The sequence below is a fragment of the Wolbachia endosymbiont (group A) of Therophilus tumidulus genome (genome assembly GCF_964277345.1).
Lineage (GTDB): Bacteria > Pseudomonadota > Alphaproteobacteria > Rickettsiales > Anaplasmataceae > Wolbachia > Wolbachia pipientis.
Genome location: NZ_OZ195515.1, coordinates 89,642 through 103,469, shown reverse-complemented (window position 1 = coordinate 103,469; position 13,828 = coordinate 89,642). Strand labels below are relative to the sequence as shown.

The window sequence follows — 13,828 nt, the reverse complement described above, 5'->3', positions numbered from 1 at the left end:
AACTCGTTAAAAAAAACTCACAGGATCAACATCTATTATCACTGCAATACTCGAATTCAAGTTACAATTTTTAATCCAATATTTCAGCTTTTTTTGTATGGATAGACTATGCTTATTGTGTATTTTTAATAATACCCTATACCGATACTTATTATTTAAAAAATTTATCGCTGCTGGTGATGGGCCAAGAATTTCAAATTCCTTTTTGTCTACACCTACATTTTTTTCCTGGATACAAATAGTTGAGCTACTTGAATGACAGAGAAGAGATTTTACTATTTCATTCGCTGCTTTTTGTGTTGCAATCTGATTCTTACCACAGATTATAAGCGCTATTAATCTGCTAAATGGTGGCATTTTGGCTTCGCGTCTTGACTTAAGTTCGATTTCATAAAATGAGTCTCTTTTTTGATGCAGCAATGCTTTTATTATTGAACTTTCAGGATTATTGGTTTGCACTATTACCATTCCTTTTTCATTAAACCTTCCTGATCTGCCTGCAACTTGGTGCAATAATTGATACGTCTTTTCCGCTGCTCTCAAATCAGAATTTTCGAGACTCAAATCTGCATTCATTACTCCAACCAAAGTTAATTTGGGAAAATTGTGCCCTTTAGCAATTATTTGTGTGCCGATTATAATGTTCACCTCTTCTTTCAATATCAAGTCAATTACGTTACTAACCGACTTCTGATCGCTGCTTATCATCGCAGTTTTTGCGTTTGGTATTAATTTCACCATTTCTTCAAGCAACCTTTCAATTCCTATGCCGTAGAGGGACAATGGCTGTTCACTTTGGCAATTAGAGCATTTTTCTGGAAGTTTCAATTGATAAGAGCAGTGGTGGCACAAAAGAGCATTTTTTTTCTTGTGATATGTAAGCCAAACAGCACAATTTAAGCAGGAAATTTTATATCCACACTTTTTACAAATTGCCAGTTGTGCATACCCTCTGCGGTTTAGAAAAAGCATAACCTGCTGTTTTTTCTCTATGGTTTGTTTGATGCTTTCAAAAAGCTCAGAGGAGATCCATTGCTTGTTGTTCCTCATATCTACTACTTTAATGAGTGGCAATTCTGCACCACCAAATCGTTTAGTTAGCTTTACATGATTGTAATTCCCGTTTTTAACATGATGAATCGTTTCAAGCAGTGGAGTAGCTGATGATAAAATAATCGGAATATTTTCAAATTTGGCTAAGATTATCGCCATATCTCGAGCATTATATATAATTCCCTGTTCTTGTTTAAAAGATGAGTCGTGCTCTTCATCAACGATAATCAATTTTAGGTTTTTATAAGGCAAAAAAAGCGCTGACCGTGCACCAATAATTATCTGCGCATTTCCATTTGCTATATTGAGCCAATTATTCCGGCGAGTTTTTGGAGTGAGCCCTGAGTGCCATTCAACTAAGTTTTTTGATATCTGACCGCGAACACGATTTACCAATTGTGAAGTTAAAACAATTTCAGGTAGGAGGATTAAAATTTGTGTATTACCTTCTCCTGATGTCATTTCAACATATTCTGGTGTCATACTAGTACGTGGCAAAGACGGTATGCTAAATGTTACAGTGGGTTTTGCCTTGAGTATAAAGGTGTCATTCCAGTGCTTGACACTGGAATCCAGGAATTTTGATTGTAAATTAGGTATTGGTTTTAAGTTAAAATAAACATTTGTAATGAGGTTATATGAAAAACTGGATCCCAGTGTCAGGCTACTCGGATGACACCCTCTTGGTAGACCCAAATCACAATGTTCGTACAGTTGTGTCTCTGGGCACTGGGATGGTAAAGTCTGAGCAGCATTTGGAACGGCAGTGTAATTCTTAATCAATTGTGCAATCACAGAGAGATAAACTTCCGTTTTTCCAGATCCTGTCTCACCGTCAAGCAAAGTCACTGAATACTCGTTCAAATTGCTGATTATTTTATCACTAGCTATCTGCTGTTCAGGGCTTAATTGGCAACTTATTTCACTTGTTTCCTGCTTTTGTTCAACACAAACCAATTTATCTATGTGATTTACTTTTAACACTCCTCCCATTATCACTTTGGCAAGCATACCAATAGGTATTAAATTGTATTGTGCAACCCACTCTGCAAATGCAATCAATTTTGGTCTAATATTTGGTAAATCGATTTTTTGCTCAATAAATTTTAATTCTCGGTTACTTTTATCACTGTATTTCCAAACTATTCCGATTAAGCGTTTTTTGCCAAATGGCACTACTACGTAATCTCCAAGTAAAATCTCAGTACTTTCCTCAATTGCATATGAAAATAACTGATCAATTGGAAGTGGTAGTAATACGTCAACTGTTTTTGCCATAGTGATTGAGTTTAACATTGTTTTAAAGAGCTTGTAACTTTATTAAGCTTGGCAATATAGATGAATCGGTACAGAGAAAATCTTAATGTTTAACACATTTTTCATAGTACAGACCGTATGATTGATAAATAAAATGATTTATAGAATTTGTGGAGGCTACCAATGGTCAACGACAAGATTACTTTGAACTTTGAAATAGAAAAAGGCGAACCTATAGATCGATACTACTTTTCTGCACATATAAAGCTTACAGATGAAAGCAAAAATCTTTTGCGGGAGAAGCTTGGCAGTACAATTCAATTCGATAATCTAGATGATCACTTCAATCTTAACCATGAGAATTTTTATATCTACTACAACAAATATAGTGAGCACAATGGTAGAAGTGAGCTACACGTTAGGGATGATAACGGTAAATATTTAACCTCCAATCTTCCACTTAATTACTATGGATTCTCAATGGAACTATCACCTGACGGAGCGTCAATTGCAGATTATGGTTTTTATCCTCTGTATGCAATCTATAACCCAAATCACTATGATAAAGCAAAGGAAAAAGTATTTGATGATCACGGTGAATTGTCACCAATTGCATCAAATGTGTTAGATAATTTTTTAAGCAACACAAATAGCTTAACCACACAAGATATATTACAAAATGTATTCTCACAACTGCAGAAGAAAGCTGATGAAGAAGCAGAAAGATTGGCAAGAGAAAGAGAAGCAGAAAGACAAAGGGAGGAAGAGTTAAATGAAAAGAACGAGGAGTTAAAAGAACTTGTAGAAAAGGATGAGATTAAAATATTCAAAGTGGTAAAAGGTAATGATTTAGGTAATGGGCATTCAGCAGTAGTTTTACAACTTGATGGGGAAGAAGGTGACAAGATACCTCTCGACTCTAGTAAATACTACATAGCAGAGTATAGACACCACCCAGAATGGGAAGGCGATGAATATTTAAATTTTGTTAGCCCTGATAGTGATATGCTGGTTAATTATGAAAACTTATTTTTTGTGCTCAATCAAAGCTCCTACTCAGACTTTGAAAGTGGGTTTTATTCAGAAAACAGAACCGATCCCCATAATTATGCTAAATATTCAAAGGAACCATATTTGAGTGGTGACCAGCTATCTGAAAAATTATCTAATGAATTGGAGGAAGATAGCAATCAGATAGGTACTGAATTTACAATTGATGATGAGCAAGTAGACGAAGAAGTTGTGGTAGAGAGTGAAGCCAAGTCTGGGGAGAAAGGAACGGTTGGTGAGGATAACGCAAAAAATACTATACAGGAAGAAGAATCTAACTATAGTACTTCCCAAAGTAAATGATAAAGGTATAATAAGCTATTTGAGTTATAATGGCGTATAGTGTGGATTTAAGGGAAAGGGCAGTATCGATGATAGAAAAAGGGAAGTCAAAGGTTGAGGTGGCAGAGCTTTTGGAGATAGGAATAGCAACTCTGTACCGCTGGTTAAGAAAGAAAGCCGCTGGTGAAAGCCTAAGGCCATCGAAAAACGGCAGCTTTATTCGAAAAATAGACCCAAAAATACTCGAAGAATATGTTAAAAAGAATCCAGATCATACGCTGGCAGAGATGAAACAAAATCTTGGATTTGGAATAAATTCAATTTGGTATAGGCTGAAACAGCTAAGAATTACTTTAAAAAAAAGTTACACTATATCAAGAGCGCAATCAAGAAGATAGGCAGCGATTTACCGATAAAATCTCAAAAATAGACCATTCCAGCATCTTATATATAGATGAAGCAGGAGTTGATAATAGGTTATACCGAGAGTATGGACGTGCTCCAATAGGAAAGAAAATTTATGCAGATATTCCAGGAAGAAAACGAGAGAGAATCAGTATAATAGGCGGGTGGATTGGAAAGAGATTTATTGCACCAATGACTTTCAAAGGTGGGTGTGACAAAGAGGTATTCAATACATGGTTAGAGAAGATGTTATTACCTAAATTGCCACATGGTACTACAATAGTTATGGACAATGCCACATTCCATAAAACTCCCAAAACAAAGGAGTTAATAGATAATGCTAGATGCCGTTTGCTCTATCTACCAACATATTCACCAGATTTGAACCCTATAGAGCATTGTTGGAATACCATCAAAAGCCGCCTCAGACCTTTAATGCATAAATATACAGACTTACAACTTTTGGTTGGTAATACCATAATGGAAATTTATCATTCATTTTAGAAAATACTATATATAGATCAAATGCAAGCGGATGATAGCAGCAGTTATAAACCAGCTTTGCAAAGCAATCGTGATGATTATGCTGATACGAAAAAAGCTCTGCAGAAAAAATTGCATGGAGATGAAATACACAAGCAAAGTAATGAGAAAGCTCAAAAAGATATAGAAGTAAAAAAAGTAACTGTGGAAACTGACAGTAGCAGTAATAAGACTGAAAAACAAACAGAAGATGAACAAGAAACTGTTATGGCAAGTGTGATAGAAAATATGGATAAAAATTCTGATATTGAAGCAGAAACTTCTAACAGTGTTGCAAATTCACAACATCCCTTAAAAATAAAGACAGGAAGTCCTCTTGAAGTGGGAAAGTATAAGGTGGAGCTGCAAGTGACATATGATGATGTAAAGAATTTTTATGATACCGTACGTGGTAAATATCATGCTGGCGATGGATATAACTACGAACAAGTAATGGTTTTATATAATGAAATTGTTAGGCCCGCTCACAATCATCATTACGAGCTGTTTACTCTTGATGAAGCACATGTTGCTAATGATCACCTGTTTATCAAGGGTCAGGATTTTGGAACTCTAAATGATTTTAATGAGATGTTCTATAAAAGTGATGAGTTAATGTGATGTAAAAAGCAAGATTCAATCTGGTGAACGAGAGTTAACTGACAGAGGAGATTGACACGTATGCCTTTATCTTTAAGATTGTTTATCAAGTATAGACATCAGCTCGCCCCATTCTCTTTTACCAATATTACTTTCTTCTCTAGTAACGTTTTCCCCTTTAATTAATTTGCGAATTATTTCTAGACCAGTTCTTGAAATACAGGCTGATTCTAGGCAATATTCAACAAAGGCATTGTAGGCCAGTGGAACCCATTTTTTTATTATATCCAGCATAACTTCTGCATAAACTCTGATTTCATATTGGGCATGCTTATCAGCTCTAAGCTTCAAAAAATGAAGGAGATTATGCAGATCTATTTTCCAATAAAATTGTGTGTAGTAATTAAGCATTAGGTTAGTTCTGGCAATTTCTCTTGCAAGCCCCTGCTCAATAAATTTTTCATAATGAGAATATACTAAATTAGAGTCATTTGTTAGAGAATCTATTATTTCCTTTGAGGTATCTGGATCAAAAGCTTCCCCGCTACCTTGTTTATTATTGTCAGATTGTTTTGCAACTTGTTCTGGTTTAGGTGTATAAAATTCATTATCAAGTATTGAATACCTTGCTGAATATTCATTCACATTTGCAGTTCTATGCCTTATCCATTGCCTTGCAACAAAAATTGGAAGTTTCACGTGAAACTTAATTTCACACATTTCAAATGGAGTTGTATGATGATGTCTCATTAAATACTTTATAAGTGCTTCATCCTGACTTATCTGTTTTGTTCCCTTGCCATAAGAAACACGAGCAGCTTGAACTATAGCGCTATCAGAGCCCATATAATCCACTACTCGAATAAATCCATGGTCTAATACCTTATGTTCTTCATATAAGATTGCATCTATTTCTTTTACTATAGTTCGTTTGGTTGCTTCATTCATAAAATATCCTCAAGACGAAATGGAGATATCAGCTCCACATGAATTGAGTTTTTCATGCATTGCTTCATATCCTCTCCATAAATGATGTGAATTATTTATTATAGTTTCTCCACCGGCTACCAAAGAAGCAAGCACCAAAGCTGCTGTTGATCTTAAGTCAGTAGCATATAGATTAGCTCCAGATAAGCTTTTTATTCCACTTATAGTAGCTTTGCTTTTCTCGATGCTGATATTAGCACCTAACTTTCTCAATTCATCTGCATGTGTAAATCTGTTTTCAAAAATGTTCTCTTCAATTACTGATATCCCATCAGCGATGCACATTGCAGACATCAGTTGTGGTTGCATATCACTGGGAAAATTGGGATATGGATCTGTCGCAACGTTAGCAGACTTAATAGAGCCATTTTTTCTGGAAATAACAATGCCTCCATCATACAGTTCAACCATAGCTCCTATAGTCTCCAACTCATTTGTAATACACCTTATATCAGATAGATTTATTCCTTCCAACTCCAACTTACCACCGGTTATTATAGCAGCTAGTGCATAGGTGCCTGCTTCTATGCGATCTGGTATTATTTTATGAACACATCCATTTAGTGCTTCAACTCCTGTTATTATGACCTTTGTATTATCAATTTCAATATCAGCACCCATTTTCTTCAGAAAATCTATTAAATCAAGAACTTCCGGCTCAGTTGCAGCATTGTTTATTGTTGTCACTCCTTCTGCAAATGTTGCTGCCATTATTACATTTTCTGTTGCGCCAACACTTATTTTCTCAAATGTGATTTCTTTTCCTTGTAGCTTTCCTTTCACTGTTGCAATTATATTATAGCCGTCAATTTCAATTTTAGCTCCCATTTCTTCTAATGCTTTAATATGCATATCAACGGGACGCTTTCCAATGTTGCATCCACCAGGAAATGCTGTTCTCGCTTTGCCAAATCTGCTAAGCATTGGACCCAATATTAGAAAAGAAGTTCTTAGCTTACTTGCGGTTTTATATGGCATCACGTGATTGTTGATATTGCTGCAGTCAATTTTCAAAGTATGGTTCGCTTTATAATTTTTATTGTGCATAAAGTTCACTTCTGCTCCAAGACTTTCAAGCAACTTAGACATTAGATGCACATCAATTAAATCAGGTACATTATGCAAAATTACCGGGGAGCTACTTAATAGACTTGCTGCCATTATTGGTAAAACAGCATTTTTTGAGCCATTAATCTTGATTTTTCCGACCAAAGGTTTGTAGTTATTTCTTATTAATATCTTGTGCATTTAATTAGATATAAAGTATAATTCATTAGTTTATTGAAGTCTTACTAAGTATAATAGATTGACCGTAAAAGGCAAAATTTGCTTTTTCTTCCTCATCATCCCAGTGTCATGCTACCTGCATGACACCTGATGCGAATTGCCCCCGAAATTTTATACTATGAATTACTCAAATGACGCTCTCGAGCTTTATCAAACCAAATAACACCAATTGCAACAATGAAATAACCAGCTGCTCCTAATGTAAGGCGAATTACTGCATCGAAAGTTGACAGAGGAGGAGACGGCATTAGAATGCTCAAAACACTATACACAAGATTATTTGTTGCATGAGCAATAGTTACTGGCCAAATCGAGTTGTCTTTTTCAAACAACCAGGTAAACATTATAGACATTGCACAAATATAAAGGGTATAAGCACAAATAGTCGGGAATGTAAAGCCATCCTTCCACAAAGCTGAGCCAGCAACCACATAAGTTGGTATGTGCCATACTGACCAAATAATACCGACAATAATTGCTCTGATATAAAAATTTGATATTTTGCTTTTAAGATTTTTCAAAAGATAGCCACGCCAACCGATCTCTTCACCAAGAGACATAATGATCCACATCACAAAGGTTGATAATAAAACAAATAACATCACTAATGGACTCAAAACTGCACTCAAATCCTTTACACGGTCTAACGTAAAAGACTCTCGGAAAAATGAAAAACCGCAGTAAATTGACAAAAGACCATTGGAAATTAGCATACTTACCAGAATAAGTATAAACCCTAATAGACAGTTTTTTGGCGAACTAAGTTTAAAAAGATCCCTTACCTTCTGTTTATTATAAATGGTTAGCAAAATTGCAACTGAAGCCGGAACAAATGTTGTTAATAATGTTATGTCTTTGAAAGGTAAGCACCAAGCTATAATGCACGTCAAAAAATATGTAATTACAACAAATAATGTACAATTAATAGTGGTTAAATTCATGCATACGCCCATCAATTCCTTTTCTGCATTATTGATCTTTATTCATAAATTGTCAATAAAATACTTCTTCAGGGATGAATAGAATATTTTTTCTTTTTGAATTGCTATTGATAGTTTAATTTTTATATGTATTCCCTTTCACAACCGTTTGTCATCCCAGTGTCACGTGCTGGGATGACAGTAGGAGAGCTGCTTGCATGACAAGAGGAGGGTACTGGAATGACAAGAGGAAGACACTGGGGTGACATCAACTAAACTTGTCCAAATATGAGCGATGCATTAGTGCCACCAAAACCAAACGAATTAGAAAGTGCATATTGAATTTTATGCTCCTGAGCTTTAAACGGTACAAAATTTAAATCACATCCTTCTGAAGGCTTGTGTAAATTTAAGGTTGGCGGAATAATTCCATTATTTAACGCAAGAATACTGAATATTGCTTCAACGCTCCCTGCAGCACCAAGTAAATGTCCTATAGAAGATTTAGTTGAAGAAACAGGTATTTTATAAACGTAGTCACCGAATAACTGTTTCATTGCTATTACTTCAATTTTATCTCCAAGTGGCGTTGAAGTTCCATGTGCATTGATATACCCTACTTGATTGGGATTAATTTGTGCGCTCTTTAAAGCAAGCTGCATTGCCTTAAATGCGCCTCTTCCTTCTGGATGTGGTGCTGTAATGTGGTGCGCATCTCCTGTGAGTCCGTACCCAACCAGTTCAGCATGTATTTTTGCCCCCCTTTTTTTCGCATGTTCGTATTCCTCCAGCACCAATATACCTGCTCCTTCACCCATAACAAAACCATCGCGTTCTTCATCCCATGGCCTTGAAGCTTCTTCCGGTTTATCGTTAAATTTAGTTGATAACGCCTTCATAGATGCAAAACCTGCAATTCCAACTCTACACAGTGCACTTTCTGCTCCACCTGCAATCATAACATCCGCTTCACCAAGTTTTATAGTTCTTGCTGAGTTTATGATTGCATGCGCACCTGTTGCACATGCGGTTACTGCTGAATCGTTTGGACCTGTAAATTCGTATTTAATAGAAATATGGCCAGATATCAAATTTATTAGACTTGCAGGGACAAAAAATGGACTGACACGTCTGGGCCCTTTTTCCTGCATGGTAATAACATTTTCCTGAATTGACGGAAGACCACCTATACCAGAGCCAATAGTCACACCAACACGTTCCCGATTGATATTTTGGCTTTCCAAAATTAATGAATCATCTACTGCCTGAATAGCTGCTGCAATACCGTAATGGATAAAACGATCTGTCCTTTTTGAGTCTTTCTCAGAAATATAATCTAGTGGATTGAAATGGTGCTCAATGTTGTCTGATTGCAACGGCACCTGCCCTGCAATTTTGCAAGCAAGATCAGAAGAGTCAAATCTATCCGTATTGATTGCTTTTATGCCAGACTCACTTTTTATTAGCCTTGACCAAGTGTTGTCAACATCTGCCGCTAGTGGAGTGATTAAACCAACACCAGTGACTACTACTCTTCTGCTCATTTAACACTAACTATTAGCCTTTTTTATTATTAATGTACTCAACTATTTGCTCCATAGTTTCCATTTTTTGTGCGTCTTCATCTGGAATTTCTATTCCAAACTCTTCTTCTGCTGCCATGATGATTTCAACTGCATCTAAGCTGTCTGTACCATGCTCCGAAAGCTTTGAAGAGCTGTTGAATTTCTCTACATCCTTACTAATATGCTCTAGTATAATCTTTTTCACTTTTTCTTCTATGTCTTCTCTAGTGCTCTTTGCTAGTTCGCTATTCACATTTCTTACCAAAAAAATAACCTATTCTTTGATGTTATAAAAAATTTTTATGTTTGCAATATCTTTTATAACTGGTAAACTACAGTAAAGTTTTCTACTGCCCTAGCTGGCTAGCGTTACGTGCTAAACAATTAACAATTCAAAAATGCTAGACGAAACAACAAAAAATTTGCTTATTGTAGAAGTAAATAAACTCTTACCCGAAAATAGCGAGAATAAGCTTATATCAGCTATGCGTTATATACTCCTTGCTCCTGCAAAACATATACGCTCCTTTTTAGTCGTAGCTTCATCGCGAGTGTTTAACGCGGAAGCTAAAAAAGTAATATCAGTTGCTGCAGCAATTGAATTTGTTCATGCTTACTCTCTAATTCACGATGATTTACCGTGCATGGACAACAGTGATACTCGCAGAAGCCAGCTAAGCTGCCATAAAAAATTTGATGAAGCAACAGCAGTGCTTGCCGGAGATGCACTACTTACTCTGGCTTTTGAGGTATTATCTTCGTTAAATGAGAAACGCTGTGAGATCATAAAAGTTCTTTCTCAGGCAATAGGAATTAGGGGAATGGTGGGAGGACAGGCTTTAGATATTAACAGTGAGCATATAGATTTTAGCCCCCAACCCTCTGTCATTCAAGTAGCGGACACTGGGATCCAGAAGGCTTTGCCTACAAGCATTTCGTGCAAAAAGCCATGCGATAGTGGAGCTGAACATGAAATGGATTCCAGTGTCAGCTACTTGCATGACACCCTTTCTACCTTAAAACTACAACATTCGTACGGCTGTATGTATGACGCTGGAATGACGTCGGGCCAAGCTGATAAAATAAAAGAAATTCATTTGATGAAAACCGCAAAACTATTTGCAGCTTCATGTGAAATAGGTGCTATAATAGGGGGTGCTACAGACAAGCAACGTAAAGCGTTATATAACTATGGAATAAATCTAGGGCTTATCTTTCAAGCTAAGGATGATATTGAAGACTACGAACAAGATAAAACAAATAATCTTATGTCTGTGCTTGGTAAAAGTGAAGTAGAGGACTATATAGACGGCCTCTTTAAACAAGGCTTGGATAATTTGAGTGCGCTTTCAGGGGATACTAATTATTTATATGATTTATTGAATCAAGTAAAGAAAGATGGTTAGAAAAATTATATTACAAATGCTTATTTCCGTAGTAATGATTCTCACTTTAACTTCTGCTTTTGTGTTTACTATTGTCTATATAAACAAAGGTAAACCGGAAAAAAAGGACAAGCTTTATGAGATAAATGCCACGCATGGTGGTTTGATACAGACGATAGCACATTACCTAGTGAAGCCAATACTTGAATCAGCACTTGACCGCTATATTGAAAAGCATGGGCTGACAGAATATTTAGAAGAAATAACGCAGCAAAAGGAAGAAGATTCAATAAATTTTTATGAAATTACTGAAGGCAGTGGCAGCAAGGCTTTTTGTGGCCTGGAAGTCCTATTGCAAATATATAAAATTTCTAATAATAACTCAGCAACACTCCCTAGCAAAGTTTCTGATGTTACTTTGAAAATAGGTCAAGATGACCTAAAAGAAGTGAGTTTAGGGGTAATAGGTATGAAAGAAGGCGGAGAGCGTGTAGTTACTATTGCCAATGAGAACAAAATGAATTTTAATTCTTATTACGTCAAACTGATCGAAGTAAAGGATAAATATCCCGACTCAGTAAATAATCTGATGGTTTTTAATGACTTAATTAACAAGACTGGAAAACAAGTAAGGTGCGGTGATGAGATATCGGTTAAATATAGCGTAAAGGAGCATAATGGGGAATATATAGTCAAAGATCAAACAGTGCAATTTAGGGTTGGCGATAAAAAAATACCACTTGCTATAGAGCTTGGAGTTGTGGGAATGAGAGCTGGTAATAAAAGAACTATTCTTTCTCCGCCTGACCTTTTGACTATTACTGACGATATGTTAATAAAAGACATAGATTATGATGAAGAAAATATCTCAATAATTGACTTAAGCTTAGATGTTAAGCAAGAGGTCGCAGCACACCATTCTACTGTTGAAAAACAGCCTAAAGAATATAGCTGAAATTTTAGGTCTACTGGCTAATCTTCTGAACACTCTCTATACTACTTAAAGTAGGCTTTTCGTTTTTCCTAAAGTATAAACTTAGATAAATCAAGCTGCTTCGAAATTGACTCAAGTTTATCTTTTACATACTTGCTGTCTATAATGAATTTTTCGCTATTTTTCTCAGAAGCAATGAAACTTATTTCATCTAAAAGCTTCTCCATGACAGTGTGAAGCCTTCTTGCGCCTATATTTTCCACTTGCCTATTAACTGTAAACGCTATTTCAGCTATGGTTTTTATACCATCATCAGTGAACTCAAGTGTCACATTTTCTGTTTTCATTAAAGCTATGTACTGCTTTAACAAACTAGATTCTGGTTCCTTTAATATTCTTATTAAATCCTCTTGAGTAAGTGCCTTAAGTCCTACCCTGATCGGTAATCTGCCCTGCAATTCCGGTAAGAGGTCAGATGGTTTAGACTGATGAAAAGCACCAGATGCAATAAATAATATATAGTCTGTTTTTACATGGCCATACTTAGTTGTAACAGTTGTTCCTTCAAGTAATGGTAACAGATCGCGTTGCACTCCTTCTCTGTTTACTTCACCTTTTACTTCTGTACGCGCTGCAATTTTGTCTATTTCATCCAAAAATACTATACCGTCATTACTAACAAGATCAATGGCTTCTTTGATTATCTTATCTTCATCCATTAGCCTTTCACTTTCTTCATTAATTAATATTTCACGCGCTTCTTTTACCTTCACCGTAATAGTTTTTGTTTTTTTGCTCCCGTTAAACATCTTGCCCATTATTTCTGTTACATTCATCACACCAACTTGCCCACCTGGCATGCCTGGTATATCGAAAGTAGGTAACATACTCTTGCTCTCTCTGACGTTAATAGAAACTTCTCCGTCCTCAAACTCTTTATTCCTCAACCTTTCTCTAAAAATTTTTTTACTCTCTTCGGTTGCATTTTCGCCTACCATAGAGTTTACTATTGTTTTCTCAGCTAAAATTAAAGCCTTTTTAGCTAAGGCTTTACGGGCTTTCTCTTTAACTAAAACTATTGCTGCATCAACTAAATCGCGTATTATCGAATCAACGTCACGTCCAACGTACCCTATTTCAGTAAACTTCGTTGCCTCAATTTTTATGAACGGTGCACCGGCAAGTTTTGCTAAGCGACGAGCTATTTCAGTTTTACCAACCCCTGTATGACCGATCATCAATATATTCTTAGGTATGATTTCATCACGCAATGGAAATGGAACCTGATTGCGACGCCAACGATTTCTGAGCGCAATAGCAACAGCACGCTTTGCATCATCCTGTCCGATTATGAATCTGTCCAATTCTTTAACTATCTTCTGTGGTGGCAGGTCATCTAACAAAACTTGAGTGCTGTCATTAACTTGAACATCGCTGTCATTTGAATCAAAACCACTCTTAGTATCTTTATAGAGGTTATCTTTTTCATCGTAGGTGTCACTACTACAAGACCGCCCTTCTGAAAGGGTTATGGGCTGATTGGAAAAATTGGTGCATAAAGTTTTTTGCTTGGAAGACATA

15 protein-coding genes are annotated in these 13,828 nt (G+C 36.1%); 7 read left to right on the top strand and 8 right to left on the bottom strand.

The features are described from left to right. Positions 1–6: 6 nt before the first annotated feature. Positions 7–2,349, bottom strand: coding sequence for a primosomal protein N' (gene priA / locus ACICQD_RS00595; RefSeq protein ID WP_395461461.1), 2,343 nt, complete (start codon positions 2,347–2,349; stop codon positions 7–9). Between the two features lie 144 nt (positions 2,350–2,493). Here priA and ACICQD_RS00590 point away from each other — a divergent pair, with 144 nt between their 5' ends. Genes ACICQD_RS00590 through ACICQD_RS00575 form a run of 4 tightly spaced genes read left to right on the top strand, consistent with a single transcriptional unit; the run spans position 2,494 to position 5,190 of the window. Beyond that, positions 2,494–3,663, top strand: coding sequence for a hypothetical protein (locus tag ACICQD_RS00590; RefSeq protein WP_395461460.1), 1,170 nt, complete (start codon positions 2,494–2,496; stop codon positions 3,661–3,663). A gap of 29 nt (positions 3,664–3,692) precedes the next feature. Further along, complete coding sequence (locus ACICQD_RS00585) at positions 3,693–4,040, top strand: IS630 transposase-related protein (RefSeq protein WP_155968342.1); 348 nt, start codon at positions 3,693–3,695, stop codon at positions 4,038–4,040. A gap of 19 nt (positions 4,041–4,059) precedes the next feature. Next, on the top strand, positions 4,060–4,551 hold the full coding sequence (locus ACICQD_RS00580) for an IS630 family transposase (RefSeq protein WP_155968340.1): 492 nt from the start codon (positions 4,060–4,062) through the stop codon (positions 4,549–4,551). Between the two features lie 21 nt (positions 4,552–4,572). Next, positions 4,573–5,190, top strand: coding sequence for a hypothetical protein (locus tag ACICQD_RS00575; protein ID WP_395461459.1), 618 nt, complete (start codon positions 4,573–4,575; stop codon positions 5,188–5,190). 72 nt (positions 5,191–5,262) lie between these two features. Here the strand turns inward: ACICQD_RS00575 and thyX are convergent, their stop codons facing one another. From thyX to ACICQD_RS00560, 3 genes are all read right to left on the bottom strand, one after another. After that, positions 5,263–6,117, bottom strand: a complete 855-nt coding sequence (gene thyX / locus ACICQD_RS00570) for an FAD-dependent thymidylate synthase (RefSeq protein ID WP_015589436.1) — start codon at positions 6,115–6,117, stop codon at positions 5,263–5,265. A 9-nt stretch (positions 6,118–6,126) separates the two neighbouring features. Continuing rightward, complete coding sequence (murA, locus tag ACICQD_RS00565; RefSeq protein ID WP_006279833.1) at positions 6,127–7,404, bottom strand: UDP-N-acetylglucosamine 1-carboxyvinyltransferase; 1,278 nt, start codon at positions 7,402–7,404, stop codon at positions 6,127–6,129. A gap of 155 nt (positions 7,405–7,559) precedes the next feature. After that, positions 7,560–8,156 carry a CPBP family intramembrane glutamic endopeptidase gene (locus ACICQD_RS00560; protein ID WP_010082032.1) on the bottom strand — a complete coding sequence of 199 codons (597 nt, stop codon included), beginning with the start codon at positions 8,154–8,156 and terminating at the stop codon, positions 7,560–7,562. An 85-nt stretch (positions 8,157–8,241) separates the two neighbouring features. Between ACICQD_RS00560 and ACICQD_RS00555 the strand changes: the two genes are divergently transcribed. After that, positions 8,242–8,466 (top strand): hypothetical protein, encoded by a 225-nt coding sequence (locus tag ACICQD_RS00555; RefSeq protein ID WP_010082031.1) that lies wholly within the window; start codon positions 8,242–8,244, stop codon positions 8,464–8,466. A 40-nt stretch (positions 8,467–8,506) separates the two neighbouring features. On the opposite strand, the gene ACICQD_RS00550 is transcribed toward ACICQD_RS00555, so the two are convergent. Genes ACICQD_RS00550 through acpP form a run of 3 tightly spaced genes read right to left on the bottom strand, consistent with a single transcriptional unit; the run spans position 8,507 to position 10,145 of the window. Then, positions 8,507–8,632, bottom strand: coding sequence for a hypothetical protein (locus ACICQD_RS00550; RefSeq protein WP_255322260.1), 126 nt, complete (start codon positions 8,630–8,632; stop codon positions 8,507–8,509). A 3-nt stretch (positions 8,633–8,635) separates the two neighbouring features. Next, positions 8,636–9,907: a beta-ketoacyl-ACP synthase II gene (gene fabF, locus ACICQD_RS00545; RefSeq protein WP_010082030.1), complete on the bottom strand. Its 1,272-nt coding sequence runs from the start codon at positions 9,905–9,907 to the stop codon at positions 8,636–8,638. Between the two features lie 13 nt (positions 9,908–9,920). Continuing rightward, entirely contained in the window at positions 9,921–10,145 is a 225-nt protein-coding gene (gene acpP, locus ACICQD_RS00540; protein ID WP_213863337.1) for an acyl carrier protein, read from the bottom strand. Between the two features lie 181 nt (positions 10,146–10,326). On the opposite strand from acpP, the gene ACICQD_RS07440 reads away from it, so the two are divergent. Both ACICQD_RS07440 and ACICQD_RS00520 read left to right on the top strand, forming a co-directional pair. After that, a complete protein-coding gene (locus ACICQD_RS07440) occupies positions 10,327–11,334 on the top strand; it encodes a polyprenyl synthetase family protein (RefSeq protein ID WP_010082029.1) in 1,008 nt (335 codons plus the stop codon). Beyond that, on the top strand, positions 11,327–12,268 hold the full coding sequence (locus tag ACICQD_RS00520; protein ID WP_010963087.1) for an FKBP-type peptidyl-prolyl cis-trans isomerase: 942 nt from the start codon (positions 11,327–11,329) through the stop codon (positions 12,266–12,268). The genes ACICQD_RS07440 and ACICQD_RS00520 overlap by 8 nt, the downstream gene beginning before the upstream one ends. Before the next feature lie 68 nt (positions 12,269–12,336). On the opposite strand, the gene hslU is transcribed toward ACICQD_RS00520, so the two are convergent. Beyond that, a complete protein-coding gene (hslU, locus tag ACICQD_RS00515; protein WP_395461458.1) occupies positions 12,337–13,827 on the bottom strand; it encodes an ATP-dependent protease ATPase subunit HslU in 1,491 nt (496 codons plus the stop codon). Position 13,828 lies beyond the last annotated feature (1 nt).

Excerpts from the sequence above, each read along its gene's own strand:
- priA (WP_395461461.1), bottom strand. The coding sequence starts at position 2,349 with ATGTTAAACTCAATCACTATGGCAAAAACAGTTGACGTATTACTACCA.
- ACICQD_RS00590 (WP_395461460.1), top strand. The coding sequence starts at position 2,494 with ATGGTCAACGACAAGATTACTTTGAACTTTGAAATAGAAAAAGGCGAA.
- ACICQD_RS00585 (WP_155968342.1), top strand. The coding sequence starts at position 3,693 with ATGGCGTATAGTGTGGATTTAAGGGAAAGGGCAGTATCGATGATAGAA.
- ACICQD_RS00575 (WP_395461459.1), top strand. The coding sequence starts at position 4,573 with ATGCAAGCGGATGATAGCAGCAGTTATAAACCAGCTTTGCAAAGCAAT.
- thyX (WP_015589436.1), bottom strand. The coding sequence starts at position 6,117 with ATGAATGAAGCAACCAAACGAACTATAGTAAAAGAAATAGATGCAATC.
- murA (WP_006279833.1), bottom strand. The coding sequence starts at position 7,404 with ATGCACAAGATATTAATAAGAAATAACTACAAACCTTTGGTCGGAAAA.
- ACICQD_RS00560 (WP_010082032.1), bottom strand. The coding sequence starts at position 8,156 with ATGCTAATTTCCAATGGTCTTTTGTCAATTTACTGCGGTTTTTCATTT.
- ACICQD_RS00555 (WP_010082031.1), top strand. The coding sequence starts at position 8,242 with ATGGTTAGCAAAATTGCAACTGAAGCCGGAACAAATGTTGTTAATAAT.
- ACICQD_RS00550 (WP_255322260.1), bottom strand. The coding sequence starts at position 8,632 with ATGTCACCCCAGTGTCTTCCTCTTGTCATTCCAGTACCCTCCTCTTGT.
- fabF (WP_010082030.1), bottom strand. The coding sequence starts at position 9,907 with ATGAGCAGAAGAGTAGTAGTCACTGGTGTTGGTTTAATCACTCCACTA.
- ACICQD_RS07440 (WP_010082029.1), top strand. The coding sequence starts at position 10,327 with ATGCTAGACGAAACAACAAAAAATTTGCTTATTGTAGAAGTAAATAAA.
- ACICQD_RS00520 (WP_010963087.1), top strand. The coding sequence starts at position 11,327 with ATGGTTAGAAAAATTATATTACAAATGCTTATTTCCGTAGTAATGATT.
- hslU (WP_395461458.1), bottom strand. The coding sequence starts at position 13,827 with ATGTCTTCCAAGCAAAAAACTTTATGCACCAATTTTTCCAATCAGCCC.